Origin of the sequence: Neorhizobium sp. CSC1952, assembly GCF_030378245.1 — a bacterium.
GTDB classification, from domain to species: domain Bacteria; phylum Pseudomonadota; class Alphaproteobacteria; order Rhizobiales; family Rhizobiaceae; genus Neorhizobium; species Neorhizobium oryzae_A.
Map to the genome: position 1 here is coordinate 1396936 of NZ_CP128416.1, position 25719 is coordinate 1422654.

General features: G+C 63.7%; 28 protein-coding genes. 16 read left to right on the forward strand and 12 right to left on the reverse strand.

Annotated features, from left to right (window positions below; genetic code table 11):
* Nucleotides 1-26: 26 nt before the first annotated feature.
* From phnD to phnN, 6 genes are all read left to right on the forward strand, one after another.
* Nucleotides 27-938 carry a phosphonate ABC transporter substrate-binding protein gene (phnD, locus tag QTA58_RS07225; protein ID WP_289672245.1) on the forward strand — a complete coding sequence of 304 codons (912 nt, stop codon included), beginning with the start codon at nt 27-29 and terminating at the stop codon, nt 936-938.
* Between the two features lie 75 nt (nt 939-1013).
* On the forward strand, nt 1014-1994 hold the full coding sequence (phnE, locus tag QTA58_RS07230) for a phosphonate ABC transporter, permease protein PhnE (protein WP_085421940.1): 981 nt from the start codon (nt 1014-1016) through the stop codon (nt 1992-1994).
* A complete protein-coding gene (gene phnE, locus QTA58_RS07235) occupies nt 1994-3340 on the forward strand; it encodes a phosphonate ABC transporter, permease protein PhnE (protein WP_289672246.1) in 1347 nt (448 codons plus the stop codon). The genes phnE (QTA58_RS07230) and phnE (QTA58_RS07235) overlap by 1 nt, the downstream gene beginning before the upstream one ends.
* Nucleotides 3341-3453: 113 nt before the next feature.
* Nucleotides 3454-4167: a DUF1045 domain-containing protein gene (locus tag QTA58_RS07240; RefSeq protein WP_289672247.1), complete on the forward strand. Its 714-nt coding sequence runs from the start codon at nt 3454-3456 to the stop codon at nt 4165-4167.
* On the forward strand, nt 4164-5303 hold the full coding sequence (locus QTA58_RS07245) for an alpha-D-ribose 1-methylphosphonate 5-triphosphate diphosphatase (RefSeq protein ID WP_289672248.1): 1140 nt from the start codon (nt 4164-4166) through the stop codon (nt 5301-5303). Before QTA58_RS07240 ends, QTA58_RS07245 begins: the two co-directional genes overlap by 4 nt.
* Nucleotides 5303-5896, forward strand: coding sequence for a phosphonate metabolism protein/1,5-bisphosphokinase (PRPP-forming) PhnN (gene phnN / locus QTA58_RS07250; RefSeq protein WP_289672249.1), 594 nt, complete (start codon nt 5303-5305; stop codon nt 5894-5896). Before QTA58_RS07245 ends, phnN begins: the two co-directional genes overlap by 1 nt.
* Before the next feature lie 37 nt (nt 5897-5933).
* Here phnN and polA read toward each other — a convergent pair whose 3' ends face one another.
* The gene (gene polA / locus QTA58_RS07255) at nt 5934-8918 is read right to left on the reverse strand and encodes a DNA polymerase I (protein ID WP_289672250.1); all 2985 of its coding nucleotides are present in this window, start codon (nt 8916-8918) and stop codon (nt 5934-5936) included.
* Between the two features lie 416 nt (nt 8919-9334).
* Here polA and QTA58_RS07260 point away from each other — a divergent pair, with 416 nt between their 5' ends.
* The gene (locus QTA58_RS07260; protein WP_085421934.1) at nt 9335-9766 is read left to right on the forward strand and encodes a MarR family transcriptional regulator; all 432 of its coding nucleotides are present in this window, start codon (nt 9335-9337) and stop codon (nt 9764-9766) included.
* Nucleotides 9767-9818: 52 nt separating this feature from the next.
* Here the strand turns inward: QTA58_RS07260 and QTA58_RS07265 are convergent, their stop codons facing one another.
* Nucleotides 9819-10340: a DUF6428 family protein gene (locus QTA58_RS07265; protein WP_289672251.1), complete on the reverse strand. Its 522-nt coding sequence runs from the start codon at nt 10338-10340 to the stop codon at nt 9819-9821.
* A 42-nt stretch (nt 10341-10382) separates the two neighbouring features.
* Between QTA58_RS07265 and QTA58_RS07270 the strand changes: the two genes are divergently transcribed.
* From QTA58_RS07270 to QTA58_RS07290, 5 genes are all read left to right on the forward strand, one after another.
* The gene (locus tag QTA58_RS07270) at nt 10383-10730 is read left to right on the forward strand and encodes a metalloregulator ArsR/SmtB family transcription factor (protein WP_289672252.1); all 348 of its coding nucleotides are present in this window, start codon (nt 10383-10385) and stop codon (nt 10728-10730) included.
* Between the two features lie 5 nt (nt 10731-10735).
* A complete protein-coding gene (locus tag QTA58_RS07275) occupies nt 10736-11434 on the forward strand; it encodes an MIP/aquaporin family protein (RefSeq protein ID WP_289672253.1) in 699 nt (232 codons plus the stop codon).
* Nucleotides 11431-11859 carry an arsenate reductase (glutaredoxin) gene (arsC, locus tag QTA58_RS07280; RefSeq protein ID WP_085421930.1) on the forward strand — a complete coding sequence of 143 codons (429 nt, stop codon included), beginning with the start codon at nt 11431-11433 and terminating at the stop codon, nt 11857-11859. The genes QTA58_RS07275 and arsC overlap by 4 nt, the downstream gene beginning before the upstream one ends.
* The gene (gene arsK / locus QTA58_RS07285; protein WP_289672254.1) at nt 11852-13048 is read left to right on the forward strand and encodes an arsenite efflux MFS transporter ArsK; all 1197 of its coding nucleotides are present in this window, start codon (nt 11852-11854) and stop codon (nt 13046-13048) included. The genes arsC and arsK overlap by 8 nt, the downstream gene beginning before the upstream one ends.
* A 162-nt stretch (nt 13049-13210) precedes the next feature.
* Nucleotides 13211-14599, forward strand: a complete 1389-nt coding sequence (locus QTA58_RS07290; RefSeq protein ID WP_289672255.1) for a dipeptidase — start codon at nt 13211-13213, stop codon at nt 14597-14599.
* A gap of 460 nt (nt 14600-15059) precedes the next feature.
* Here the strand turns inward: QTA58_RS07290 and QTA58_RS07295 are convergent, their stop codons facing one another.
* Nucleotides 15060-15269 (reverse strand): cold-shock protein, encoded by a 210-nt coding sequence (locus tag QTA58_RS07295; RefSeq protein ID WP_085421927.1) that lies wholly within the window; start codon nt 15267-15269, stop codon nt 15060-15062.
* 475 nt (nt 15270-15744) lie between these two features.
* Here QTA58_RS07295 and QTA58_RS07300 point away from each other — a divergent pair, with 475 nt between their 5' ends.
* On the forward strand, nt 15745-16254 hold the full coding sequence (locus QTA58_RS07300; RefSeq protein WP_289672256.1) for a YbaK/EbsC family protein: 510 nt from the start codon (nt 15745-15747) through the stop codon (nt 16252-16254).
* Between the two features lie 77 nt (nt 16255-16331).
* Here the strand turns inward: QTA58_RS07300 and QTA58_RS07305 are convergent, their stop codons facing one another.
* The 7 genes from QTA58_RS07305 to QTA58_RS07335 form a co-directional block, all read right to left on the reverse strand.
* Entirely contained in the window at nt 16332-16703 is a 372-nt protein-coding gene (locus QTA58_RS07305) for a hypothetical protein (protein ID WP_085421926.1), read from the reverse strand.
* Nucleotides 16704-16783: 80 nt separating this feature from the next.
* Nucleotides 16784-16996 (reverse strand): hypothetical protein, encoded by a 213-nt coding sequence (locus tag QTA58_RS07310; RefSeq protein WP_143531589.1) that lies wholly within the window; start codon nt 16994-16996, stop codon nt 16784-16786.
* A 258-nt stretch (nt 16997-17254) separates the two neighbouring features.
* The gene (locus QTA58_RS07315) at nt 17255-17452 is read right to left on the reverse strand and encodes a hypothetical protein (RefSeq protein ID WP_085421924.1); all 198 of its coding nucleotides are present in this window, start codon (nt 17450-17452) and stop codon (nt 17255-17257) included.
* A gap of 178 nt (nt 17453-17630) precedes the next feature.
* Nucleotides 17631-17873, reverse strand: a complete 243-nt coding sequence (locus tag QTA58_RS07320; RefSeq protein WP_085421923.1) for a hypothetical protein — start codon at nt 17871-17873, stop codon at nt 17631-17633.
* 108 nt (nt 17874-17981) lie between these two features.
* The gene (locus tag QTA58_RS07325) at nt 17982-18188 is read right to left on the reverse strand and encodes a hypothetical protein (RefSeq protein WP_085421922.1); all 207 of its coding nucleotides are present in this window, start codon (nt 18186-18188) and stop codon (nt 17982-17984) included.
* 118 nt (nt 18189-18306) lie between these two features.
* Nucleotides 18307-18489: a hypothetical protein gene (locus QTA58_RS07330; protein WP_085421921.1), complete on the reverse strand. Its 183-nt coding sequence runs from the start codon at nt 18487-18489 to the stop codon at nt 18307-18309.
* A gap of 161 nt (nt 18490-18650) precedes the next feature.
* Nucleotides 18651-18824: a hypothetical protein gene (locus QTA58_RS07335; RefSeq protein ID WP_200814070.1), complete on the reverse strand. Its 174-nt coding sequence runs from the start codon at nt 18822-18824 to the stop codon at nt 18651-18653.
* 199 nt (nt 18825-19023) lie between these two features.
* Here QTA58_RS07335 and QTA58_RS07340 point away from each other — a divergent pair, with 199 nt between their 5' ends.
* The 3 genes from QTA58_RS07340 (at nt 19024) to dnaJ (ending at nt 24789) form a co-directional block, all read left to right on the forward strand.
* Entirely contained in the window at nt 19024-21456 is a 2433-nt protein-coding gene (locus QTA58_RS07340) for a transglycosylase domain-containing protein (RefSeq protein WP_289672258.1), read from the forward strand.
* Between the two features lie 195 nt (nt 21457-21651).
* A complete protein-coding gene (gene dnaK / locus QTA58_RS07345) occupies nt 21652-23556 on the forward strand; it encodes a molecular chaperone DnaK (RefSeq protein ID WP_085421918.1) in 1905 nt (634 codons plus the stop codon).
* A 96-nt stretch (nt 23557-23652) separates the two neighbouring features.
* On the forward strand, nt 23653-24789 hold the full coding sequence (dnaJ, locus tag QTA58_RS07350) for a molecular chaperone DnaJ (RefSeq protein ID WP_289672259.1): 1137 nt from the start codon (nt 23653-23655) through the stop codon (nt 24787-24789).
* Nucleotides 24790-24856: 67 nt separating this feature from the next.
* Here the strand turns inward: dnaJ and QTA58_RS07355 are convergent, their stop codons facing one another.
* The gene (locus QTA58_RS07355) at nt 24857-25063 is read right to left on the reverse strand and encodes a SlyX family protein (protein WP_289672260.1); all 207 of its coding nucleotides are present in this window, start codon (nt 25061-25063) and stop codon (nt 24857-24859) included.
* Nucleotides 25056-25601: a cupin domain-containing protein gene (locus tag QTA58_RS07360; RefSeq protein ID WP_289672261.1), complete on the reverse strand. Its 546-nt coding sequence runs from the start codon at nt 25599-25601 to the stop codon at nt 25056-25058. The genes QTA58_RS07355 and QTA58_RS07360 overlap by 8 nt, the downstream gene beginning before the upstream one ends.
* Between the last annotated feature and the right edge of the window lie 118 nt (nt 25602-25719).

A 25719-nucleotide genomic window follows, 5' to 3' on the forward strand; every position in this document is an offset into this window, starting at 1 on the left:
AAACCATGTCACTAAAGGAGACTTCCATGTCTGCATTCCGCAAGATCCTGATGGCGACGATCGCTGTCGCTGCTCTCGCCGGCAACGCTGCCGCCCAGGACGTCAAGGTCCTGCGCATCGGTCTCGACGGCGGCGAAAACGAAGCCGACCAGGTTCGCCGCACCGAGTGCGTCAAGCCCGGCCTCATCAAGGCCACCGGCGTTTCCGAAGTCCAGCTCTTCCCGTCGCCGAACTACAACGGCGTCATCCAGGGCCTGCTCGGCGGCACGATCGACCTCGCCGTCATGGGCGCTTCCTCCTATGCTTCGATCTACCTCAAGGATCCGAACGCCGTCACCCCCGTCCTGACCACCAAGCAGGCCGACGGTTCGACCGGCTACTACTCGATCATGGTCGCCCGCAAGGACTCGGGCATCAAGACGCTCGCCGACGCCAAGGGCAAGAAGCTCGGCTTCGCCGATCCGGACTCCACCTCCGGCTACCTCGTTCCGAACGTTTCGCTGCCGAAGGACATCGGCATGCCGGTCAAACAGTATTTCGCTTCGTCCGACTTCGGCGGCGGCCATGAAAACCTCGTTCTCGGCGTTCTCGACAAGAAGTTCGACGTCGGCACCACGTTCGGCTCCGGCACCGGCGACTGGTCGCAGGGCTACTCCTCCGGCAACCTGCACATCATGGTCTCCAAGGGCCTGCTCGACATGGACGACATCGTCGAAGTCTGGAAGTCGCCGCTGATCCCGAACGGCCCGCTGATGGTTTCCCAGAAGCTGCCGGCCGACGTCCAGAAGAAGGTCACCGCCTATTTCGCCGAACTGCCGAAGACGGACAAGACCTGCTTCGACAACTTCACGGGCGGCGGCTATGTCGACTGGGCACCGGTCGACCAGAGCTTCTACCAGACGATCATCGACGCCCGTAAGTCGGTCATCGGCGGCTGATCTCAAGCCTCATCAATCCTGCGGCGGCATCTGACGGTGCCGCCGCTCGCTTAATAAGGAAGCAAGGAAGCCCCCATGGCGCACGTGGCCGGAGCCGACCATCCGAGCGGGCTCACAGGAAGCTCCCGCACCATCCTCGACCATTACCAGAGCCAGGTGCGCACCCGGCGCATCTATACCCTCGTCTCGATCGCGGTCTTCCTGATCGTGCTCGGCGCCTCGCTCGATTTTGCCAACAGCGCCAATTCCGGCAAATTCTTCGAGCGGCTTCCCTATCTGTTCGATTTCATGAAGAGCTTCGTGCCGGACAGTCCGCTGGAGATTTTCCGCGCCATGTTCGACCTGCCGTCGCCCTATGCGGACGGCTCGATCAAATACGACTATACCAGCGACCGCATCTGGATCACCGACAGCTTCTACATTCCCAATTTCTTCTATCAGCTGGCGATCACCATCAATATCGCCATCGTCTCGACCATTCTCGGCGCCAGCGGCGCGTTCGTGCTCTGCTTCTTCGCCGCATCCAACCTGGTCGGGTCGCGGGCCGTGCGGTGGTTCGTCCGCCGGATCATGGAAATCATGCGCGCCTTCCCGGAAATCGTCATTGCCGGGCTTCTCGCGGCCATCCTGTCGATCGGCCCGATCTCGGCGATCATCGCCGTCTGGATCCACACGGTCGGCGCGCTCGGAAAACTGTTCTTCGAAGTGGTCGAGAATGCCGACATGAAGCCCGACGAGGGCCTGCGGGCCGCCGGCGCGAGCTGGGTGGAGCGCGTGCGCTTCGCGATCCTGCCGCAGGTTCTGCCGAACTTCGTCTCCTATACGCTGCTCAGAACCGAGATCAACGTGCGCGCCTCGACCATTATCGGCGCGGTCGGCGGCGGCGGCATCGGCGAGGTCTTCAGCCTGTCGATCGGCCGCGACCATGCGGCCAAGACCTATGCGATCATCATCCTTCTGCTGATCACCGTCATCTGCGTCGACCAGTTCTCCGCCTGGCTGCGCCGCCGGCTGATCGGTCACCAATCCTTCGAATTCGGCCGGGGAGCAGCCTGATGTCATCCGTTCCGACCATCAATGCGGCAGAGCGCGACCGTCTTCTGGCAACCTATCCGCAAGTCTTCCACCGCAGCTTCATGCAGCGCTGGGGGCTGGCCGTCTCTGCCGCCGTAGTCGTCGTCTACCTCGCCTTCTGCTTCGCGTTCTTCAACGTCATTCCGACCTTCGTGAACGGCAACTGGGATCGCGCGTCGATCTATCTGCAGGACTGGTATTCCTGGCGCGCCCAGCCGCGCCTGCGCTTCCAGAACGGCGAGGTCGTGCCGCAGTGGACGAGCCGCGGACAGTATCCGCAGGGGGCGAACATCCCATGGATGCAGCCCATGCCGGGCGGCGGCTACACCGTATCCTTCGGCGGCAGCGACCGGCTCGACGTCACTCCCGCCCGCGTCGATATCCATCTCGACGGCAGGTCCTATCCCGTCGAAATAACCTCCGACCAGGCCGTCCTCCCGCCCGGCGCACCGGCGGCGATGGAGCAGGACGGCAACAAGGTGATGGTCTATTTCGGCTTCGAGGGCCAGGCGGAAATCCGCTCCAGCCAGGTCTATATCCAGCGGCGTTTCCTCGGCTGGGCGAATTTCTTCTTCGATACGCAGTCGCCCTTCTGGGGCCGCAGCCTTCCCGAAGTCGCAGGGCTGATGCTTTCCGGAGAGCGGCTCGATCCGAACCGGTCCAACGCGTCGCTGGCGCTCGACAACTTCCTGAACAATGCGAGCTGGCAGCATGCCGACATTCTCTCGAAGCTGATGCAGACGCTGGTCATGGCCTTTGTCGGGACGCTGTTCGCGACATTGATCGCCTTCCCGCTCGCCTTCGTCGCGGCGCGCAACATCACCGCGAGCCGTCCGGTCAACTGGGGCATGAAGCGCGTTTTCGACTTCCTGCGGTCGATCGACATGCTGATCTGGGCGCTGTTCTTCACCCGCGCCTTCGGCCCCGGACCGATTCCCGGCATCGCGGCGATCTTTTTCACCGATACCGGCGCTCTCGGCAAAGTCTATTCCGAAGCGCTGGAAAATGCCGACGACAAGCAGCGCGAGGGCGTGAAGTCCGTCGGCGCCTCTCCCGTCATCGTGCAGCGTTACGGCACCGTGCCGCAGGTCCTGCCGGTCTTCGTCTCCCAGTCGCTTTATTTCTGGGAGTCGAATACCCGCTCCGCGACCGTCATCGGCGCCGTCGGCGCCGGCGGAATCGGCCTCAAGCTGCTCGAATCGATGAAGACGAACGCCGACTGGGACAAGGTCGCCTATATGGTGCTCCTCATCCTCCTGGTCGTCTTCGTGTTCGACAACGTCTCCAATGCGTTGCGTTCCCGCCTCATCGGAAGAAAGAGCCACTGACACGTGGTTTCCATCATCATTCTGTCATGGAAATCTTTTAGCCGGAGGTCCTGTTTCGGCGCGCGGCGGGAGGCTATTCTTCCGCCGGCCCCTCTTGATTCCGGAATCCTGTCTTGCGCTACGCTCTGTATTTTTCGCCCGCCGAAAACCATCCGCTGACGAAAGCGGCAACGCATTGGCTCGGCCGCGACGCCTTTACCGGCGAAACGTTTCCGACGCCCGATGTCGAGGGGCTTGCCACGGATATTGTCCATGAGCTGACCGCCGATCCGCGCCGCTACGGTTTCCATGCGACCCTGAAGGCGCCGTTCGAGCTCAATCCGGACCGGACGGAAGCAGAACTCGTCGCCGCCTTCGAGCGTTTTGCGGCCGAAACTTCCGCCTTCGATATCCCGAACGTCATCATCGGCCAGCTCGGACGCTTCTTCGCGCTCGTTCCCGATACGGTCTATCCGGCGCTCCAGCATTTCGCCGCGCGCGTCGTCGAGGATTTCGAGCCCTTCCGGGCGCCGCTCTCGGAAGCCGATATCGCGCGCCGCAAGCCGGAAAACCTGAGTGCCGAGCACCGCGCCAATCTCGAGCGCTGGGGCTACCCTTATGTCATGGACGAGTTCCGCTTCCACATGACGCTGACCGGCCAGGTGCCTGCCGAACAGGCACCCACCATGCGCCGGGAACTCGACCGCCGCTTCCTGGCCTTCACGGATGCGCCGCTGGCCATCGACGGCCTGGCCCTCTTCATCGAACCCGAGCGGGGAGCGCCCTTCATCATCCATCGCCGGCTTGCGCTTGCGCCCGCTTCCGAAAATAGAAAGATCGCATCATGACCGCCGAACTCGTGCTCACCAACGCCCGGATCGTTCTGGAGGACGGCACGATCCACGGCTCCGTCCAGATCCGCGACGGCAGGATCGCCGACATCTCCGAAGGCAGCGTCCGCGCCGGCGAAGACTTGGAGGGCGATTACCTGATCCCCGGCCTGGTGGAACTGCATACCGACCATCTGGAACAGCACTATTCGCCGCGCCCCGGCGTGCGCTGGAACACCACGGCTGCGATCCAGGCCCATGACGCCCAGGTCGCGACGTCAGGCATCACCACCGTCTTCGACTGCCTGCGCATGGGCGCCGACGAGGACGGCGGTTTCGAAAGGGGCGAGATGCGCGAGATGGCCGACGCCATCCAGGCCGCCGGCCGCGAACGCCGCCTGCGCTCCGAGCACTTCATCCACCTGCGCTGCGAGGTCTCGGCCGACAACGTGATGGAGCATTTCGCCGATTTCGAGAACGATCCGCATGTCCGGCTCGTCTCGCTGATGGACCATGCTCCCGGCCAGCGTCAGTTCCAGACGATGGACCAATACACGCTCTACTACCAGAAGAAGCGCGGTCTCAGCGACGAGGCTTTCGCCGCCTTCGTGGCCAAGCGCCAGGGTGAATCGGCCCGCAACTCGACCCCGCACCGTCTCGCGATCTCGCAAGTCTGCGCCGAACGCGGCATCACCGTCGCAAGCCATGACGACGCGACGCTCACCCATGTGGACGAAGCGATCGAGAACGGCGTCCGGCTCGCGGAATTCCCGACCAGCTTCGATGCAGCCAAGGCTTCGCACGAAGCGGGCATGAGCGTGCTGATGGGAGCGCCGAACATCGTGCGCGGCAAGTCCCATTCCGGCAATATCGCCGCTCGCGACCTCGCAGAACGCGGCGTGCTCGACGTGCTTTCCTCGGATTACGTGCCGCTGAGCCTCCTGCACGCGCCCTTCGTGCTGGCCGACGAGGTGGAAGGCATTTCGCTGCCGAGGGCGCTCGCCATGGTCACCGCGACGCCGGCCCGCACCGTCGGCCTTAACGACCGCGGCCGCATCGAAACGGGCCTGCGTGCCGATCTCGTCCGCGTCCACCGCGTCCAGGGCGTCCCGGTCGCCCGCGCCGTCTGGCGCGAAGGCCGGCGGGTCGCCTGATGGATCCGGGACCGGCAGAGACGAAACCGGCCTCGACCGGCTGCATGGTCGCCGTGGTCGGTCCGAGCGGTGCCGGCAAGGACACGCTGATGGCTCATGCCGCCCGGTTTTTCGAAGGCCGCGACGATGTCGTCTTCGTCCGCAGGATCATCACCCGCGACGCCGCGGCCGGCGGCGAAGATCATGACGGCGTATCGGAAGCCGAATTCGAAACGCTCGAAAAGGCCGGCCGTTTCGCCGTGTCCTGGGGCGCCCACGGGCTGCGTTACGGCATCCCCGTGGAGACGAAGGAGGCGGTCGCCGGGGGCCGGCTCGTCGTCGCCAACGGCTCCCGTTCCGCCCTGCCGCATTTCAAGGCCGCCTATCCGTGCCTCGTCGTGATCAACGTCACGGCCCGTCCGGATGTCCTCGCCACACGGCTGGAGGCGCGCGGCCGGGAAACGCGCGAGGAAATCCTCCGCCGGCTCGAGCGCAGTTCGCTCACCGTCTCCGGCGACTACCGGGTGGTGACGATCGACAACAGCGGTCCGGTCGAAGCCGCCGGACAGGCGATGGTCGAAGCCCTCCGCAACTGCATTCCAGCGGCGAGATAACCCGGCCTGAACTCGAAAGAACCGGGAACGATCGCGCTTAATGCGCCTCGTCCCAGTTGACGGCCGCCCGGGCATCCACCTTCAGCGGCACTTTCATGGCGATCGCGGGCATGGCCGCCTGTTCCATGGTCGAGATGATCACCGGAAGCGTCCGTTCGATTTCCTCGTCCTCGACCTCGAAGATCAGTTCGTCATGCACCTGCAGCAGCATGCGGGCCGAAAGCCCCGCCTTTGAAAGCGCCGGCTCGACCTTCACCATGGCGCGGCGGATGATGTCGGCCGCCGAACCCTGGATCGGCGCGTTGATCGAGGCGCGCTCGTTAAAGGCACGCACGGACGGGTTGGACGACTTGATCTCCGGATAATGCGCCCGGCGGCCGAAGATCGTCTCCACATAGCCGTTCTCGCGCGCGAAGTTCTTGGTGCTTTCCATATAGTCGCGGATGCCGGGAAAGCGCTCGAAATATTTCTTGATGTATTCGCCCGCCTCGGACCGTTCGATCGACAGCTGGTTGGCGAGACCGAAAGCCGAAATGCCGTAGATGATACCGAAATTGATCGCCTTGGCGCGCCGGCGCACTTCGCTCGGCATGCCTTCCACCGGAACGCCGAACATTTCCGACGCGGTCATCGCGTGAATGTCGATGCCGTCGGCGAAAGCCTGGCGGAGCTGCGGAATGTCGGCAACATGGGCAAGCACGCGCAGCTCGATCTGGCTGTAGTCGGCCGAGACCAGCTTGTGGCTCGGCGTCGAGATGAAGGCCGTGCGGATCTTGCGGCCTTCAGCCGTGCGGACCGGGATGTTCTGCAGGTTCGGTTCCGAGGACGAGAGACGGCCCGTGGTCGTCGAGGCCAGCGAGAAACAGGTGTGAACCCGCTTCGTTTCGGGATGGACGTAACCCGGCAGGGCGTCCGTGTAGGTGGATTTCAGCTTGGTGAGCTGGCGCCAGTCGACGATCTTGCGCGGCAGCTCATGCCCGGCGGCGGCGAGGTCTTCCAGAACGCTCGCCGACGTGGACCACTGGCCGGTCTTGGTCTTGGCGCCGCCCGGCAGACCCATCTTGCCGAACAGGATATCGCCGAGCTGCTTCGGCGAACCGATGGTGAATTTCTCGCCGGCGAGCTCGTAGATCTCGTCCTCGAAGGCTGCCGCCCTCTGCGCGAGCTCCCCCGAAAGGCGCGACAGGATCTGCCGGTCGATGGTGATGCCGCGCTCCTCCATCCGCGCCAGCACCGCGACCAGCGGCCGCTCCAGCCGCTCGTAGATGCGCGTGAGACCCGCCGCCGCGAGCTGCGGCTTCAGGACCATCCAGAGACGCAACGTCACGTCGGCATCTTCCGCGGCGTAGGCCGTCGCCTTGTCGATATCGACGAAATCGAAGGTGACGCCCGTCTTGCCGCTGCCGGCAACATCCTTGAAGGTGATCGGCTTGTGGTTCAGCCAGCGCTCCGAAAGAGCGTCCATGCCGTGATTGGCCTTGCCCGCTTCCAGCACGTAGGACATCAGCATCGTGTCGTCGTAGCTCTCGACGGTGATGCCGTGGCGCTTCATCAGGAGATAGTCGAACTTCAGGTTCTGGGCGACCTTCAGGACCGACGGGTCCTCCAGCAGCGGCTTCAGCCGGGCAAGCGCCTCCTGCGTCGGGATCTGGTTTTCCGCAAGCCCGCCGCCGAGCAGGTCGCCCACGCCCGTCTTGTGGATCAGCGGCACGTAGGCCGCGCGGACGTCCAGGCCGGAAGGATTGTCCATGTTGTCCGCGATCGCCAGCGAAAAGCCGACCAGTTCCGCCTGCATGGGATCGAGCGAGGTGGTCTCGGTGTCGAAGGCGACCAGGCCGGTCTGCTGCGCCGCGCGGATCCAGTCGTCCAGCACTTCGACGTCGCGGATGGTCACGTAGCAGCTCGGATCGAGCTTGGCGTTCGCAAAGGCCTCGATGCGCGTCCGGGCAAGTTCCGCGGGCGTCGCCGCTTCCGCGCCCTTCGCGACCGGAGCCTTGGGCAGGTTGGCGGGCGCCTCGGCCGCGGCCTCCCCGGTATCGACGGGTGCCGCGGCACCCGCATCGAGGTCCGGACCGCGGGCCGCCTCGCCCCATTCGACCTTGAGGACCGCGGGCTCGATCTCGTCGGCATTGCAATCGCAGGCGGTCGCGACGCGTCGCGTCAGCGTGGTGAATTCCATCGCCTTCAGGAAGGCGATCAGCTTGGGGCCGTTCTGGGGCTCCAGCACCAGCGCGCCGAGATCGAGATCGAGCGGCACGTCGGTCCTGAGCGATACAAGCCGGCGCGACAGGCGGGCGAGGTCGGCATTTGCGACGATGTTTTCCCGCCGCTTCACCTGCTTGATCTCCTCGGCGCGGGCGAGCAGCTGGTCGAGATCGCCGAATTCTTCCAGAAGCTGCGCGGCCGTCTTCGGACCGATGCCCGGAATGCCGGGCACGTTATCGACCGAATCGCCGACCATGGCCTGCAGGTCGATCATCTTTTCCGGAGGCACGCCCCATTTCTCGATGACGTCGGGAATGCCGATCTGCTTGTCCTTCATGCTGTCGTACATGTGGACGTTCGGCGTCACGAGCTGCATCAGGTCCTTGTCGGAGGAGACGATCGTCACGTCCGCGCCGACCGCCTCGGCCTGGCGGGCATAGGTGGCGATGATGTCGTCGGCCTCGAAACCCTCCGTCTCGATGCAGGGCAGGTTGAAGGCGCGGGTCGCCTCGCGGATGAGGCCGAATTGCGGGATCAGCTCTTCCGGCGGGGCGGAGCGGTTGGCCTTGTAGGCGTCGTAGATTTCCTTGCGGAAGGTCTTGGCCGAATAATCGAAGATGACCGCGAAATGCGTCGGCGTCACCCCGACGGACGTATCGCGCGCATCGGTCAAGAGCTTCCACAGCATGTTGCAGAAACCGGAGACGGCCCCGACCGGCAGGCCATCGGATTTGCGGGTGAGCGGCGGCAGCGCGTGGAAGGCGCGGAAGATGAAGCCGGAACCGTCGACAAGGAAAAGATGATCGCCTTTTTTCATGGGCCAAATCAATAGCGTGGGGCACTTGATCCGTCCATGAAAACTTCGCCCTCATGCCGCTTCGGAGGCCTCACCGGAACGTTACCGATTTGTAATAAGCACCTCCCTTGAAATGCCGCATTCGGCCCCACATTTCAGCTGTACCGGCGAGTTGATCACGCCGCAGTCTGGTAGCTGGCCTGTCCCCCGCCGCGCCAGACCGGGCAAAGACCTATCCCCCTCTCCGGGTCTTTGCCCTTCCATCAGAACCGCCATGGCCGTCCCCCTCCCGGCCATGGCGGTTTTCACTTTTTCAGGCGCAGGAACGCTTGTGATCCCGAACGGCCCCCGCACACGCTTGGCGAAAGCATGGTGTGCGATATATCTGCAAGACACGCCCCCACAGAGGCTCGTTCAGGGAGGGATGGAGACCAGCCATGGGATTCGACCGCTCGCATTCGGCCACCTACCTTGCCGGTCAGTTGGCCAAGGGTTTCGCGCGCTCCCTGCAGAAGCGGTCCACGGCGCTCGGATTTTCTCCCGGCCAGTTTCCGGTGCTTCTCGAACTCTGGCAGAAGGACGGACTCACCCAGAAGCAACTCCTCGACAAGCTGGAGGTGGAACAGGCCACGCTCGCCAATACGCTCTCGCGCATGGAGCGCGACGGGCTCATCGAGCGCAGCCCTCACCCCAGCGACCGGCGCGCGCAGGTCATCACGCTCACCCCGCTCGGCCGCGCGCTCGAGGCCAAGGCCCTGGAAGCGGCGGCCGAAGCGGATGCCGCCCTGTTTTCCGGCTTCAAGCGCTTCGAACGCGAACTGATGATCGAATATATGCGGATGATCGTCGAAAACGCCCGGAAGCTTTGATGGCAAGCCATAGCTGCAGGGTTTTTCAGCACTTAAAAGCCAATTCCGCTCATCATGGGCAGCAGGCACTGTTTCCGCCAGACGGGCCACAGCAGGCGGCCGTTCTTGCCGTCTCCTCAGCCAGCCAGCGGTCGCGCGGCTTGCAGCTTGCCGGACGCGCGACCAGTTGCACATGCAAGGCATCGCCCTGCGGGACCGGAGCCGAGGCGCAATAGAGCTGCATCGGCCGCACGCCGTCGCTCACCTCGAATGTCAGCCTGGCGGAACCGTCGAGATCGACATGCTCGGATACCTTGCGGATGATCGCCCCGAACCTTCCGGCCGGCATGTGCGTGCGGTCGCCTTCCTCGATGTCCCAGAGCTGCACGAAGATTTCCGACCAGGCTTCGGGGTTGGCGCCGCAATCGAGCGCCGAGAAACGCCCGGCCTTGACTTCGGTGACGTGGTAGCCCGGCTTTACCGGCTGCCCGTCGTAGTGGAACACCAGCGGCAGGTTCTCGGCGCTTGCCAGGGCATCGAGAAGGAAGCCCAGGCTGACGTCCTCCTTCACAAGCTGCTTGTCAATTGCGTTCATTTCCGCTACTCCTTATTTCAATATTTCAAGGATTGTTGAATTATGGATCAAGGTCAAGCCCTCGCGTCCTTCGGTGCGCTCTCGCAGGAGACCCGCCTGCAGATCGTCCGCATGCTCGTGGTGGCCGGTCCCGCCGGCATGGCGGCCGGAGCGATCGCGGAGAAGCTGGAAATCTCTCCCTCAAACGTTTCCTTCCACCTCAAGGAACTCGACAGGGCCGGGCTGATCTCTCAACAGCGGGAAGCCCGCTCCATCATCTACAGTGCCAACTACGATGCGCTCGGCGAGCTGGTACGCTTCCTGATGGAGGACTGCTGTGCCGGGCATCCGGAAATCTGCGCTCCTGCGGCGGCCGTCGCGGCCTGCTGCGCCCCTTCCGCCAAAGGCTGACCCCCATGCTGGATCTTCCCCGCCGCTTGACGGCCGAAGCGCTCGGCACCGCCATGCTGGTGGCGGCGGTGGTCGGCTCCGGCATCATGGCCGACCGGTTGTCCTCGGATATGGCGGTTTCGCTTCTCGGCAATGCCATCCCCACCGGCGCGATCCTCGTCGTCCTGATCACGCTGCTCGGTCCCGTGTCCGGCGCGCATTTCAATCCCGTGGTCACCCTGGTATTCGCCCTCAAGCGGGAGATCGCCACCCGTGCAGCGCTCGCCTACGTCGCCGCACAGATAGCCGGCGGCATCGCCGGAACGATCCTCGCGCACGCGATGTTCGACCTGCCGCTTCTGCAGGTTTCGACGACCATCAGGACGGGCACCGGTCAATGGCTGGCGGAGGCGGTCGCCACCTTCGGCCTGCTGCTCACGATCCATCTCGGCCTGCGTTTCCGCTACGAAGCTATCCCCTGGCTGGTCGGCCTCTATATTACCGCCGCTTATTGGTTCACCGCTTCGACCTCGTTCGCCAATCCTGCCGTGGTCATCGCCCGTGCCCTGAGCGATACTTTCGCTGGAATCAGGCCTGCCGATCTTCCGGGCTTTATCCTGGCGCAGGTTGTCGGCGGATTGGCGGCCCTGCTCCTCACCGGTTGGCTCCTGGCGGAGACAAAGCCGCTTGCCAGCCCGCCGGAAAACATGAAAGGCGCCGAATGACCATGGACGTCACCATCTATCACAACCCCGATTGCGGCACGTCGCGCAACACGCTCGCCATGATCCGCAATGCCGGCATCGAGCCGACCGTCATCGAATATCTCAAGACCCCGCCCGCCCGCGACCGGCTCCTCAGAATGATCGCCGATGCGGGCCTCACCGTGCGCCAGGCGATCCGCGAGAAAGGCACGCCCTATGCGGAACTGGGGCTGGACAATCCGGCGCTGACGGACGATCAATTGCTCGATGCGATGCTGAAGGACCCTATTCTGATCAACCGGCCGTTCGTGATCACGCCGCTCGGCACGCGCCTGGCGCGGCCCTCCGAAGTCGTGCTCGACATTCTCCCCGACACCCATAAGGGTCCGTTCGCCAAGGAGGACGGCGAGCAGGTCCTTGACGCGGAAGGCAAGCGCCTTGTCTGAACGGGTGCCGGTCGCGGCCATTGCGGCGCTTGGCGTCACGCAGATCATCGGATACGGCACCCTCTATTACAGCTTCAGCATCCTCGCGCCGGACATGGCCAGGCATTTCGCCTGGTCCAACGAATGGATTTTCGGCGCGCTTTCGGCAGCGCTCCTGATCGGCGGGCTCACCGCTCCCTGGCTCGGCGCGCTGTTCGACCGGATCGGCGCGGGCCGGGTCATGACGATCGGCTCGGCCGCCGCCGCGGCCGCCCTGGTGGCCTGCGCCATGGCGCCCGGGAAAACCTCCTTCGTGATCGCCCTGATCGCGGTCGAGGTGGCGGCCAATCTCGTGCAGTATGGCGCGGCTTTCGCCCTCCTGGTGCAGCTCCGGCCGCAGGTCGCGCAGCGCAGCATCACTTATCTTACCCTGATCGCCGGCTTCGCCTCGACCATCTTCTGGCCGATCACCGCGGCCCTCCACGCGCAGCTTTCCTGGCAGGACGTCTATCTGGTGTTTGCCGCGCTCAATCTCCTCGTCTGCCTGCCGCTGCATGCCTGGCTCTCCCGTGGTGCGAGGAAAAGCAGGCAGACGCCTTCGGCCGCTCCGGGCCGCGTCGAGGGCATGTTGAGCCCCGACCTGCGGGTCATCGGGTTCGCCCTGATGGTGACCGGCTTTTCGCTGCAGTCCCTGGTCAGCTCGGCCGTGCTCGTCCACATGGTGCCGCTGCTCTCGGGTCTCGGCCTCGGCGCGACCGCGGCCGTGGTCGGAACGCTGTTCGGCCCGTCGCAAGTCCTCAGCCGGCTCATCAACATGGTGCTCGGGCGCAACCTGCCGCCGCTATACCTCGCGATGATCGGCGCCGCCCTCATTCCCGGCGGCGTGGTCATCCTGCTTCTCGCCGCCCCCTCCATTCCGGGCGCCATGGCCTTCGCCGTTGTCTTCGGGATGGGCAACGGCCTCCTCAGCATCGTCACCGGCACCCTGCCGCTGACGCTGTTCGGCAGCGACGGCTACGGAAAGCTGCAGGGCAGGATGATGTCCGCCCGGCTGATCGCCTCGGCCGTAGCGCCCTTCGTGCTCGCCCTGTCCATGACATGGATCGGCATCATGTGGTCTCTCGCGATCACGGCCGGGCTGGGTGCGGTCGCCGTCCTCATCTTCTGCATCATCGGCAGCCTCGTTCCAGACAAGCGGCGCCTCGGCTGATCGCCGCCGAAGCGCCTATATCTGTTCTTCGCCCTATGGCAGCGCTCTTTGCCATTGTGCCGGAGCCCCCAGGCTTGCTAACAACGTTACGCAGCAGAACGACCGGCCGCTTCTTGCCTTCCGGCTGCAAGGGTCTCGCACTTCAAAGACAGGATTTCTTTCATGACCGATCTTTCCCCCGTCCTCGACCGCGCCGACCAGAACCTTCCCGCAAGTCTCGAACGGCTGTTCGGCCTCGTGCGCATCAAGTCGATCTCCACCGACCCCGACTTCAAGGCGGACTGCCGCAAGGCGGCCGAATGGCTGGTGGCGGAACTGAAGGACCTCGGCTTCGAGGCCTCGGTGCGCGATACGTCCGGCCATCCCATGGTCGTCGGCCATCACGCCGGCGCGAGCGCCGATGCGCCGCATGTCCTCTTCTACGGTCACTACGACGTGCAGCCGATCGATCCGATCGAGCTCTGGGAGGACGATCCCTTCGATCCCAAGGTCAAGGATATCGGCGGCGGCCGGAAGATCATCACCGGCCGCGGCTCCTCCGACGACAAGGGCCAGCTGCTCACCTTCGTCGAAGCCTGCCGTGCCTACAAGGACGTGCACGGCAAGCTGCCGGTGCGTGTCACCGTGCTGTTCGAGGGCGAGGAGGAGTCCGGATCGCCGTCGCTGAAACCCTTCCTGGACGCCAACGCCGCCGAGCTGAAGGCAGATTACGCGCTCGTCTGCGACACCGGCATGTGGGACGCGGATACGCCGGCGATCACTGCTGCGCTGCGTGGCCTCGTCGGCGAGGAGATCGTCGTCACCGCCGCCAATCGCGACCTGCATTCCGGCATGTACGGCGGTGCCGCCGCCAACCCGATCCAGATCCTTTCGAAGATCCTCGCAGGCCTGCACGACGAAACCGGCCGGGTGACGCTCGAAGGTTTCTATGACGGCGTCGAGGAAACGCCCTCCAACATCAAGGCGGCCTGGGAGGCGCTTACCGGCGGCCGCAACGACTTCCTCGGCGAAGTGGGCCTTTCCGAGCTTGCCGGCGAAAAGGGGCGCTCGCTGCTCGAACTCATCTGGGCGCGCCCGACCTGCGAGATCAACGGCATCAGCGGCGGCTATGCCGGACAGGGCTTCAAGACCGTCATCGCGTCGAAGGCCTCGGCCAAGGTCTCCTTCCGTCTCGTCGGCCATCAGGACCCGGAAAAGATCCGCGAGAGTTTCCGCGCCTATGTCCGGTCGAAAATCCCTGCCGACTGCTCGGTCGAATTCCTGAAGCACGGCGGCTCGCCGGCGATCCAGCTCGCCTACGATTCCCCGGTACTCACCAAGGCCAAGACGGCGCTTTCGGAAGAATGGTCGAAGCCGGCGCTCGTCGTCGGCGTCGGCGGCTCGATCCCGATCGTCGGGGACTTCCAGAAAATGCTCGGCATGGAATCCCTGCTCGTCGGCTTCGGCCTGAACGACGACAGGGTCCATTCGCCGAACGAGAAATACGACCTCAAGTCCTTCCACAAGGGCATCCGGTCCTGGGCGCGCATCATGGCCGCGCTCGCCGGCTGAGGCCTCAAAGCCGAACGCAAAAAGGCCCCGCCGCTTTCGCGGCAGGGCCCGAAAAACAAAAAGGCCGGGGCACGCCCGACCTTTCCACCCCATTCACCGGTGCCAGTACATCCGTGGTCACTCGAAATGGGACAAGCGTTTCCGACGCGGCCGCTTTTCGATCTTCTGAGGATCAACGCGGCTCTAGCGGTCATCGTCCTTCCGGCCGGTAAACATTCCGTTAACGCGGATATGGAAACTGCCCCTGGACGGCACGGTCGCCCGTATTTGCCGTTACGCGCATGGCCGCCGGGCTTTTTCAGCCCAGCCATGCGGTGCGTCGGAAACGCCGTTGACCGGTAGATGGTGACGGCCGCTTCCGATTACAAGAGGGAAACTTGCAGCCATTCCAAAAAGCAGAAAGGCCGGACGAACCGGCCCTTCGAAATCGCGATGATCGCTTGCTGCGATCTCCGGCAGATCAGGCCGCCTGGAGGCGGTCCGCGGAAACCTTGCCCGAACGCTTGTCGCTGACGAGTTCGTAGGAGATCTTCTGACCGTCCTTGAGCTGGCCGAGGCCGGCGCGCTCGACGGCGGAGATGTGAACGAAGACGTCCTGCGAGCCGTCGTCCGGCTGAATGAAGCCATAGCCCTTGGTCGCATTGAACCACTTTACAGTACCGGTCGCCATAACGATGCCTTTCCCTTGCAAATATGACCGACTGTTCCTTGCGGAAGCCGCATCGGAACGCTTGAGTTTCGTATTTGAAGAAAGATCGTCGCAAACGCCGGTGGCGTGTGATGCTGGCTGTCAAACAAATATCGATGGCCAACCATCTAGGGCCTTGCCGCCGAAAGGTCAAGATCGCCACTGGCAGATGCGGCTGGCCGGGACGGAACTGCCAATGATTTCAAAGCCTCGGAACGCAAAAAGCCCGGCGCGGGAGGAGGAGCGCCGGGCTTCTGAAACTGACCAACAACCGGGAGGAGGAGGTGTCGTTGGTCCCATCGAAAGGCGCTGGGAGGAGGAGTGCGCCTTGCGATGATTTGAACATACAGGATTACAGCTTAAAAAACAGCCATGATTTCGCAGCGCAGCATTGCAAAAACCGCATGGCTCTCCTGCCCGCTTGCGATCCGGCCATTCCTGGGCCATTTTCCTTCCCATGAGTCTCTTATCCGTCCGCGCCTTCTTCGCCGCTCACGCTCCCGATATCGAAGTCCTCGTCACCGAGGAAAGCTCGGCGACCGTGCCGCTTGCCGCCGCCGCCCACGGCGTGGCGCCGGAACAGATCGCCAAGACGATCTGCGTGCGCGCGGGCGAAATGACGGCGCTCGTCGTGATGTCCGGGACCTCCCGGCTGGACAATCGCAAGTTCAGGGATCGTTTCGGCGCCAAGCCGCGCATGCTCGGCGGCGAAGAGGTCCAGGCACTCACCAGCCATCCGGTCGGCGGCGTCTGCCCCTTCGGGCTTCCCTCCCCGATCGCGGTCTATTGCGACGTTTCGCTGCGGAAATTTCCGGAAGTGGTGCCGGCGGCCGGCGCCACCAACGCCGCCGTCCGCATCAGCCCGGAACGCATGGCGGACCTCACCGGAGCGACCTGGGTCGATATCGGCCAGGATCCCACCTCCGCCGGCGAGACCATCGCCCAGGGCACCGCGCATCACTCATGACGCGCGGTGACGCCGCGAGGTTTCCAATCCGCGCATGATCCTTTCTTGAGATCGGACCTAGCTCGAAGAGGCTCCCGCTAGAACCGATCGCTCAGGTAGCGGCGGTACCAGGCCTGCTTGCTTTCCGCCGAAGCGGTTGCGACGACATAACCGATCGCGAAGCCGATCGCGCCGATCAGCGTGAACAGCGTCGTCGTGGCGGCCGGATGTTCGCGGATCGTGCCGGCGACCGAAGAGGCTTCGTTTTGGACATAGCTCGCGGCGCTGCTGGCACGCTCGGCAACCTTGTCATAGGCGGCGCCCGTCTTCTGCGCGAGCTGCTCGCGAAGGGATGCGATCTCGGAGCGCAGGGTCGCGATCTCGTTGCCGAAGTTCTCGCTGGATTCTTGGTCGAAAGACGAGGTATCCGACTTCACGGGTGTCTTCAGGTTCCTGACGGGCTCTGCCATACCGGCCTCCTTCTGGTTGATCGTGTCGAGAGATCGGTCAACTTTCGAAGGCCGGATAGGTTCCTTTTCGGGGCGTGAACCTAACGGCTTTTGGCCAGCGCTTCGGCGAGCGCCGCAAGCTTTTCCTTGTCGTCCGAACCTTTCTGGAGGGAATTCACAAGGATCAGCGCGAGCGCCTCGGCATCGGGGCTATCCTTGTCGATCCGGTGTTCCGCACAAGCCTCGTCGAAAACCTGCTGCAGCAGGCTGAGCTGCTCCGGATTGACGGGGTTGCGGACCATTTGCGTAGGCATGAAACCTCCCGACCGTATTGCGCCTGATCGGCAGACCTGTTTCGCAACGAGCTCGAGACATCGTCGACGGCTTCTATTGCGGCAGTCTTGCGCCGGCCTTGCCGGAACTCGAGCCAAAGGCCTCCCGACCGCAACTCGCTAAGTTTGAGCCTCTCCTAATAGATTGGCAACAGGAGGAATGCAATATGAAGCGGGCGCCGGGCGATTTCCACCCGACGCCCGCAAATCCGCGGAGAGATGACAGACCCCCGGTTGGGATCACGCCATTCCGGCCGGATCGCCGGTCGGCAGAAGGGCGGGATTGAGGGTCGGGTCCTGCGGGTTCTTGCTGTCACCCGGATCCTGCGCCGGGGTCAGCGGCGGCTTTTCCTGGGTGCGATCCGGAATGCCGCCTTCGGGCTGAGGACCGCGGGGCGTTTCGGAACCCGGATTGCGGATGGGATCTCGATTGGGCATCGTTTTCTCCTTGTCTGTTTCCAAGGAGTCAAACGAGCGAAGCCGGGGACGGTTCCGCAATCGCACCGGCTAACCACTCTACGGCATCCGCCCGAAAACCGGCATCGACCGGGGGAAAAGCAGGTGCCTGTTCGATAACATCAAAGGCCTTCGTGCGTCCGAACGGAGGCACGGCGTTCTAATGATACCAGTGGCGGTCGCGCGCGGCGGAGGACACGCCCAGCATATAACCCACGGCAAAACCAAGAAGCCCGACGGCGGCGATGGCCGAGCCGGTGGCGGTCGGATGGTCGGCCGCATGCGCCGCGACCGAACCGGCCTCATTCCTGACGCGCTGCACCGCGGTCTTCGCTTTGGCGGCGACGCCTTCTTCCTGCGTCACGTCGCCGGTGAAGCCGGCATCGAGAGCTTTTCTGGCCATAGCTATCTCCTTTGCCTGAGATAACCGAAAGGGAGGCGTGAGGTTCCGCAACCCTGGACGGGTTCGACCGAAAACCCGCACCGGCGGGACCCGGCGCGGGGAAAACGATCATTCCGTGGTTTCGGTCTGTTCAGCCTGCTGGCGCGTCAGGACGGCAGCCTCTTCGCGAGGCTGATCCGGTGCCGGCGTGGCGATGCTCGCCGTGGTGGCTTCCTTGTCCACCTTGGCGGAAGCCGTGACGTGGCCGGCGCATTCCGCAAGAGCTGCGGAAGACGTGAGGCCAAGCACGGCGGCGATTACGAGAAATGTCTTCATGTCATTCTCCTTTCGCTTTGCTTGCGGCAGCAAGGTAACCCGCAACGTGATGAACCCGAAATCACGAATTTGCGTTTTCGGATGCCATCATGCTGCCGGTTTTCTTCGCCCGGTGCGGCTACATCAGCTTCGAAAGGGTTTCGCGGTTCACGAATATATCGGTCTTCCCGGCTTCGTATGCGGGGTGACTGAATTCGAACGTTTCCTTTTCGGGCATTTCAAGCGCCTGCTTGATGCTGACCAGCCCGACCGGAATGCGGCGGTCTCCATTGCGGACCACCGCCTCGACAATCTTGATCATCTCCTCCCTCCTCCAGGGTGGAATCCGACACAACATGGATCCTCCTCCATTGTTCCACGTCAATCGGACTTTCCAAAGAAAAAGGGAAGCAACCTATCGAGGCTTTTGTCAATATCCCGGCATCGTTCTTGTGCCTGCGGAGCCATTTCTTTCGGCAAATCTCAATGAAGATCCAGCGGCAGCTGAATTCCCTTGGGAATATTGGGGCGGCGCTGGTTGGCGATCTGAATCTTCTGAAACGTCTCGCGACGGCGCTGGGCTTCCGCCTCGCGGATGGCCCGGGAAGCCGCCACGGCGGTCATGGCACGTTCAATCACCTGTTCTGCTCTGGTCATCGATACCTCCATATGTTCTCTTTTTGTTCTCATAGAAATTCCCTGAAGTCAAGTCATTTCGGGAGCGTCCCCTCACCAGGACTTGCTTTTACCCCTCCTTAAATCGCCGCATTTAGAGTCCAGCGGAAAGCTTGGGCGATCGGACAATTGAGTAACAGCCTGTTTCGGCAGGCGAGTAACGGGGGTACGCCGGCTCATCATGGCAGCCAGAGGCAGATCAGACAGGCGCGTTGAACCGTCCTTCGAGGGTTCGCGGGCGAGCGACGATTTCCGGCTCGACGCGGAAGACCGCATCGTCGGCACCGGAGGGCCTGCGAGACGCCCGTCGAAAGCGGAAAGAGACGATGAGCGCGCCGGGCGTCAAGAGCGGCCGGAACGCGCGGAACGTCCCCGCCCGTCCCGCAAGAAAGCGCCCCGGCGCGGGGGCGGCGGCGGCTTCTTCGGTCCGCTGCGCTCCCTCGTCTATTGGGGCATCGTGCTCTGCATCTGGGGCGGGATCGGCGTCGGCGGCCTCGTTCTCTATTACGGGGCGCAGATGCCGGCGGCCAGCACCTGGACCATTCCCGACCGTCCGCCCAACATGAAGATCACCGCGATCGACGGTTCCGTGATCGCCAATCGCGGCTCGACCGGCGGCGAGGCCTTAGCGCTCGAGGAAATGTCGCCCTACCTGCCGCAGGCGGTGATCGCCATCGAGGACCGGCGCTTCTATTCGCATTTCGGCGTCGATCCGTTCGGGCTTGCGCGCGCCCTGATCAACAACCTGACCGGCCAGCCCATCCAGGGCGGCTCGACGATCACCCAGCAGCTTGCCAAGAACCTGTTCCTGTCGCCGGAGCGCACTTTCGAGCGCAAGATCCAGGAAGTGCTGCTCTCCTTCTGGCTGGAGCACAAGTTCACCAAGGACCAGATTCTGGCCATGTATCTGAACCGGGTCTTCTTCGGTTCGAATGCCTATGGCGTGGAAGCGGCCTCGCGGCGCTATTTCAACAAGTCGGCGCGCGACGTGAATCTCGGCGAGGCGGCGATGCTGGCCGGCCTCCTGAAGGCGCCTTCCCGCCTGTCGCCGGCGCGCGATCCCGAAGCCGCCGAAGCCCGTGCCCAGGTGGTGCTCGGCGCCATGCAGGAAGAAGGCTACATCACCGAAAGCGACCTCAAGACCGCCATGTCGCAAACCCCGGCCAAGGCGAAAAGCTACTGGTCCGGCGCGCAGCATTATGCCGCCGACATGGTCGTGGACGAGGTCAAAAGCCTGATCGGCGAGCCCAAGGTCGACGTGATCGTCGAAACCACCGTCGACCTGCGGCTCGAAGAAGCAGCCGAAAAGGCGCTGAACGACGTGCTGAAGAAGGAGGGCGGCAAGCTCAACGCCTCGCAGGCGGCCCTCGTCTCCGTCGATGCCACGGGCGCGATCCGTGCCGTCGTCGGCGGCCGCGACTATGCCGAAAGCCAGTTCAACCGCGCGGCACGCGCAAAGCGCCAGCCCGGTTCGGCCTTCAAGCCCTTCGTCTATGCCGCGGCGCTGGAAGCCGGCGACCGGCCTGATTCCGTCCGCAACGACGCGCCCGTCAAGATCGGCAACTGGTCGCCGGAGAACTACGATCAGAAGTACCGGGGGCCGGTCACGCTCGCTTCCGCCTTTGCGCAGTCGCTGAACACCATCGCCGCGCAGCTCGTCATGGAGGTCGGGCCGGAGAACGTGGTCAGCCTCGCCCACCGGCTCGGCATCGAATCCGACATCCAGGCGAATGCATCGATCGCGCTCGGCACCTCGGAGGTTTCGCTGGTCGAGCTCACCTCGGCCTACGCGTCCTTCATGAACGGCGGCTACAAGGCGACCCCGCACATCGTCAGGCGCATCGCCGATACGGACGGCAAGGTGCTCTACGAGGCCGACTACACCAATCCGCCGCGGGTGCTCAGCGAACCCGTCGCCGCGACGATGAACAGCATGATGAACCGGGTGATCGACGAGGGCACCGGCAGGGCCGCAAGGCTAGACGCCTGGCAGGCGGCCGGCAAGTCGGGGACCACGCAGTCCTTCCGCGACGCGCTCTTCGTCGGTTACACGAGCATCATGACGACCGGTATCTGGTTCGGCAACGACGACGGCACCTATATGAAGAAGGTGACGGGCGGCGGGCTGCCGGCCAGGGCCTGGAAGGAATATATGACCGCCGCCATGAAGGGCTATACGCCGACGCCGCTCTTCGGCACCGGCCGCGCGCTCGAACTGCCGCCCCCTCAGGCGCAGCCTGAATCCGCGCCGACGACGATCGGCGACATCATTTCCGGCATTCTCCCCGGCGCCGCCCGGCGCGCCGAAGAGGAGCTTCCCCCGGATTATCCGCCGCCGCCGCGGCCGCTTGCCCAGGATTCCGCTTCGGTGGACCAAGACCCCTATGGCGACCGGCGAGCCTCAGGCGGCGGGCGAAACTATGGCGGCGTCGTACCGCCCGCCGACGTGCCGGTCCGGGATTATCGCGAATATCGGGGGCCTTACGATTCCCGCGCTCCCGTGCCGCCCGCGGACGTCGGCGGAGGGCCGATCCCGCCCGGCGAAGTGGGCGTGACCGGCTCCACGCGGCAGCCACGGCAGACGACGCTCTTCGACATTCTCATGGGCCAGTAAACCTGTTCCGCAACACGAGTCGGCAAAGTCTTCTTTTTGCTGAGATACGGGCGATTTCTCGCCTTGCAGTCGGAAAAACCCGTCCTTATATACGCGGCATGACCGCAGCCGATGCTGCGAAACCATCCCAGTCGAGGAACTGTCAGTGGAATGCCTCTCGGGGTTCCGACAGTTCGCTTAAAGGAGAGAGAAGAAATGGCAAAAGTAATTGGCATCGACCTCGGCACCACCAATTCCTGCGTCGCCATCATGGACGGCAAAGACGCAAAGGTGATCGAGAACGCCGAAGGCGCGCGTACCACGCCCTCCATGGTCGCATTCACGGAAGATGGCGAGCGCCTCGTCGGCCAGCCGGCCAAGCGCCAGGCAGTCACCAACCCCACCAACACGCTCTTCGCCGTCAAGCGCCTCATCGGCCGCCGCTACGACGATCCGACCGTCGAAAAGGACAAGGGTCTGGTCCCCTACGAGATCGCCAGGGGCGACAACGGCGATGCCTGGGTAAAGGCTCACGGCAAATCCTATTCCCCGTCGCAGATTTCCGCGATGGTCCTTCAGAAGATGAAGGAAACCGCCGAATCCTATCTCGGTGAGAAGGTCGAAAAGGCCGTCATCACCGTTCCGGCCTACTTCAACGACGCCCAGCGCCAGGCCACCAAGGATGCCGGCCGCATCGCCGGTCTCGACGTTCTGCGCATCATCAACGAGCCGACCGCTGCCGCTCTCGCCTACGGCCTCGACAAGAAGGACGGCAAGACGATCGCCGTCTACGACCTTGGCGGCGGCACCTTCGATATCTCCGTGCTGGAAATCGGCGACGGCGTCTTCGAGGTGAAGTCCACCAACGGCGACACCTTCCTCGGCGGTGAAGACTTCGACATGCGCCTCGTCGAATATCTCGCAGCCGAGTTCAAGAAGGACAACGGCATCGACCTCAAGAACGACAAGCTCGCCCTGCAGCGCCTCAAGGAAGCTGCGGAAAAGGCGAAGATCGAGCTTTCGTCCTCGCAGCAGACCGAAATCAACCTGCCGTTCATCACGGCCGACGCTTCCGGTCCGAAGCACCTGACGCTGAAGCTGACCCGCGCCAAGTTCGAAAGCCTGGTCGACGACCTCGTCCAGCGCACCGTCGCTCCGTGCAAGGCGGCGCTGAAGGATGCCGGCGTCTCCGCGGCCGAGATCGACGAAGTCGTGCTCGTCGGCGGCATGAGCCGCATGCCGAAGGTGCAGGAAGTCGTCAAGCAGCTGTTCGGCAAGGAACCGCACAAGGGCGTCAACCCGGATGAAGTGGTCGCCATGGGCGCCGCGATCCAGGGCGGCGTTCTGCAGGGCGACGTCAAGGACGTTCTGCTCCTCGACGTGACCCCGCTGTCGCTCGGCATCGAAACGCTCGGCGGCGTCTTCACCCGCCTGATCGACCGCAACACGACGATCCCGACCAAGAAGTCCCAGGTCTTCTCGACCGCCGAGGACAACCAGCAGGCCGTGACGATCCGCGTGTCGCAGGGCGAGCGTGAAATGGCGGCCGACAACAAGCTGCTCGGCCAGTTCGACCTCGTCGGCCTGCCGCCGGCGCCGCGCGGCATGCCGCAGATCGAAGTCACCTTCGACATCGACGCCAACGGCATCGTGCAGGTTTCGGCCAAGGACAAGGGCACCGGCAAGGAACAGCAGATCCGCATCCAGGCCTCCGGCGGTCTTTCCGACGCCGAGATCGAGAAGATGGTCAAGGACGCCGAGGCCAATGCCGAAGCCGACAAGAAGCGCCGTGCGGGCGTCGAAGCCAGGAACCAGGCCGAAAGCCTGATCCACTCGACCGAGAAGTCGCTCAAGGAATACGGCGACAAGGTTTCCGAGACCGACCGCAAGGCGATCGAGGATGCCATCGCTTCGCTGAAGACGGCCGTCGAGGCTTCCGAGCCCGATGCCGACGACATCCAGGCGAAGACGCAGACCCTGATGGAAGTCTCGATGAAGCTCGGCCAGGCCATCTACGAGGCCCAGCAGGCGGAAGGCGCCTCCTCCGAGGGCGGCAGCAAGGACGACGATATCGTCGATGCCGACTACGAGGAAGTGAAGGACGACAAGAAGTCCGCCTGATCGCCGGTTGCCTGATGACAGGACCTAGACCATAGTCGACTTGAGTATCCGGCTGCCATCGTGCAGCCGGAGCCCTTTCCGGAGCCGGTTACCTCCATGGCAAAAGCAGACTTTTACGAAACGCTGGGTGTCGGCAGATCGGCTGACGAGAAGGAGCTGAAAAGCGCCTTCCGCAAGCTCGCCATGAAATATCATCCGGACAAGAATCCGGACGACAAGGACGCCGAAAAGAAATTCAAGGAGATCAACGAGGCCTACGAGACCTTGAAGGATCCCCAGAAGCGGGCGGCCTACGACCGCTACGGCCACGCCGCCTTCGAGCAGGGCGGAATGGGCGGCGGCGGCTTCGGTGCCGGCGGCTTCTCGTCGGCCGGCGGCTTCTCCGACATCTTCGAAGACATCTTCGGCGAAATGATGGGCGGCGGACGTGCCCGCCGCTCCGCCGGCGGACGCGAACGCGGCGCCGACCTTCGCTACAATATGGAAATCACGCTGGAAGAAGCCTTTACCGGCAAGACGGCGCAGATCAGGGTTCCCACCTCGATCACCTGCGACGTCTGTTCGGGCTCGGGCGCCAAGCCCGGCACGCAGCCGAAGACCTGCGCCACCTGCCAGGGCTCGGGCCGCGTGCGCGCCAGCCAGGGCTTCTTCTCGGTCGAACGCACCTGCCCGACCTGCCACGGCCGCGGCCAGACGATCACCGATCCCTGCGTCAAGTGTCACGGCCAGGGCCGCGTCACGGAAGAGCGCTCGCTGTCGGTCAACATCCCGGCCGGCATCGAGGACGGCACCCGCATCCGCCTGCAGGGCGAAGGCGAGGCCGGCACGCGCGGCGGACCGGCGGGAGACCTCTACATCTTCCTGTCGGTGAAGCCGCACCAGTTCTTCCAGCGGGACGGCGCCGATCTTTACTGCGCGGTTCCCATCTCCATGACGACGGCGGCGCTCGGCGGCACGTTCGACGTGGCGACGCTGGACGGAACGAAATCCCGGGTCACCGTGCCGGAAGGCACGCAGCCCGGAAAACAGTTCCGCCTCAAAGGCAAGGGCATGCCGGTGCTGAGGTCGTCCCAGACGGGCGATCTCTACATCCAGATCCAGATCGAGACGCCGCAGAAGCTCACCAAGCGGCAGCGCGAGCTGCTGCAGGAATTCGAGCAGCTTTCCTCGAAGGAAAACAATCCGGAATCCACCGGCTTCTTTGCCCGGATGAAGGAATTCTTCGACAACTGATCCCCCTCGTCATTCAAAACGGAAGGCCGAAGACCCGAGCTTCGGCCTTCTTCGTTCGGGAAATCGTTCAATAATGCGGCGGCCTGGTGATCGGCGCAGCCTCGCGCGCGGCCTCCTCCAGCTCCAGGAACCGTTCGGTCAGCCGGTCGAGCTTGGCGCGCATCTGTTCGATCGCTTTCCACTGCCCGGCAAGCTGGTCCGACAGTTCCTCGATCACCTTGGCCTGATGGGCGGCAAGCTCTTCGAGCTTCACCAGCCTTTCCTCGTCACCCACGTTCTGTTTCCTCTTTTTCCTTCTTCGCCGCCTTCCAGGCGCGCACCGCATCGGGCATGCCGTCATGGTCCCCGAGCGGCCGCACCGGCGCATCCTCCCACCAGTCGGGACGGACCGGCTTCATATCGAGATTCTTGGGATAGAAGAGGCGGTTGGCACGTGTCGAAGCCTCCCCGACGACAAGCAGCCGCACCTCCCTGTCCGTATTGTTGATGAAAGTATGGGCAATTCCCGTGCCGGCCGGAAAACCGACCGAGTCGCCCGGCTTCAGACGATGGAGCTCGCCGTCCAGCCAGACATCCGGCGTACCCTCGATCACATGGACGAACTCCTCTTCCAGTTTCTCCGCATGCGGGAAGGAGGAACGGCGGCCCGGTGGCAGGCGATGGTGATGGATGCCGAGCCGCGTCAGGCCGAAATGCCGGGCAAGCGCTGCGCCGAAGCCCATCAGTTCGTCATCGCCCCGGTAATGCCTCTCCGCAGACCTTTCGACCTCGGCCCAATGGGCGATGCATGAAGGTCGGTCCTTGTCGGTCATGACACAGTCTCCCTTTGGAATGGGGTGACACTACAGCATCGGCCCGAAAATCGGAATCGATTTTCGGTAAGCACGATGCGTAGATTCAATAAGTTAGAGCCGAACCGCCCGGTCCATG

What these genes read in the sequence shown, in the direction of transcription:
- phnE (WP_289672246.1), top strand. Translation starts at nt 1,994, where the DNA reads ATGTCATCCGTTCCGACCATCAATGCGGCAGAGCGCGACCGTCTTCTG.
- QTA58_RS07305 (WP_085421926.1), bottom strand. Translation starts at nt 16,703, where the DNA reads ATGGCAGAGCCCGTCAGGAACCTGAAGACACCCGTGAAGTCGGATACC.
- QTA58_RS07270 (WP_289672252.1), top strand. Translation starts at nt 10,383, where the DNA reads ATGGATCAAGGTCAAGCCCTCGCGTCCTTCGGTGCGCTCTCGCAGGAG.
- QTA58_RS07290 (WP_289672255.1), top strand. Translation starts at nt 13,211, where the DNA reads ATGACCGATCTTTCCCCCGTCCTCGACCGCGCCGACCAGAACCTTCCC.
- QTA58_RS07275 (WP_289672253.1), top strand. Translation starts at nt 10,736, where the DNA reads ATGCTGGATCTTCCCCGCCGCTTGACGGCCGAAGCGCTCGGCACCGCC.
- QTA58_RS07315 (WP_085421924.1), bottom strand. Translation starts at nt 17,452, where the DNA reads ATGCCCAATCGAGATCCCATCCGCAATCCGGGTTCCGAAACGCCCCGC.
- QTA58_RS07300 (WP_289672256.1), top strand. Translation starts at nt 15,745, where the DNA reads ATGAGTCTCTTATCCGTCCGCGCCTTCTTCGCCGCTCACGCTCCCGAT.
- QTA58_RS07245 (WP_289672248.1), top strand. Translation starts at nt 4,164, where the DNA reads ATGACCGCCGAACTCGTGCTCACCAACGCCCGGATCGTTCTGGAGGAC.
- QTA58_RS07330 (WP_085421921.1), bottom strand. Translation starts at nt 18,489, where the DNA reads ATGATCAAGATTGTCGAGGCGGTGGTCCGCAATGGAGACCGCCGCATT.
- dnaK (WP_085421918.1), top strand. Translation starts at nt 21,652, where the DNA reads ATGGCAAAAGTAATTGGCATCGACCTCGGCACCACCAATTCCTGCGTC.
- QTA58_RS07295 (WP_085421927.1), bottom strand. Translation starts at nt 15,269, where the DNA reads ATGGCGACCGGTACTGTAAAGTGGTTCAATGCGACCAAGGGCTATGGC.
- phnE (WP_085421940.1), top strand. Translation starts at nt 1,014, where the DNA reads ATGGCGCACGTGGCCGGAGCCGACCATCCGAGCGGGCTCACAGGAAGC.
- phnD (WP_289672245.1), top strand. Translation starts at nt 27, where the DNA reads ATGTCTGCATTCCGCAAGATCCTGATGGCGACGATCGCTGTCGCTGCT.
- QTA58_RS07265 (WP_289672251.1), bottom strand. Translation starts at nt 10,340, where the DNA reads ATGAACGCAATTGACAAGCAGCTTGTGAAGGAGGACGTCAGCCTGGGC.
- dnaJ (WP_289672259.1), top strand. Translation starts at nt 23,653, where the DNA reads ATGGCAAAAGCAGACTTTTACGAAACGCTGGGTGTCGGCAGATCGGCT.
- QTA58_RS07310 (WP_143531589.1), bottom strand. Translation starts at nt 16,996, where the DNA reads ATGCCTACGCAAATGGTCCGCAACCCCGTCAATCCGGAGCAGCTCAGC.
- QTA58_RS07360 (WP_289672261.1), bottom strand. Translation starts at nt 25,601, where the DNA reads ATGACCGACAAGGACCGACCTTCATGCATCGCCCATTGGGCCGAGGTC.
- arsC (WP_085421930.1), top strand. Translation starts at nt 11,431, where the DNA reads ATGACCATGGACGTCACCATCTATCACAACCCCGATTGCGGCACGTCG.
- QTA58_RS07340 (WP_289672258.1), top strand. Translation starts at nt 19,024, where the DNA reads ATGGCAGCCAGAGGCAGATCAGACAGGCGCGTTGAACCGTCCTTCGAG.
- QTA58_RS07320 (WP_085421923.1), bottom strand. Translation starts at nt 17,873, where the DNA reads ATGGCCAGAAAAGCTCTCGATGCCGGCTTCACCGGCGACGTGACGCAG.
- polA (WP_289672250.1), bottom strand. Translation starts at nt 8,918, where the DNA reads ATGAAAAAAGGCGATCATCTTTTCCTTGTCGACGGTTCCGGCTTCATC.
- QTA58_RS07335 (WP_200814070.1), bottom strand. Translation starts at nt 18,824, where the DNA reads ATGACCAGAGCAGAACAGGTGATTGAACGTGCCATGACCGCCGTGGCG.
- phnN (WP_289672249.1), top strand. Translation starts at nt 5,303, where the DNA reads ATGGATCCGGGACCGGCAGAGACGAAACCGGCCTCGACCGGCTGCATG.
- QTA58_RS07260 (WP_085421934.1), top strand. Translation starts at nt 9,335, where the DNA reads ATGGGATTCGACCGCTCGCATTCGGCCACCTACCTTGCCGGTCAGTTG.
- QTA58_RS07325 (WP_085421922.1), bottom strand. Translation starts at nt 18,188, where the DNA reads ATGAAGACATTTCTCGTAATCGCCGCCGTGCTTGGCCTCACGTCTTCC.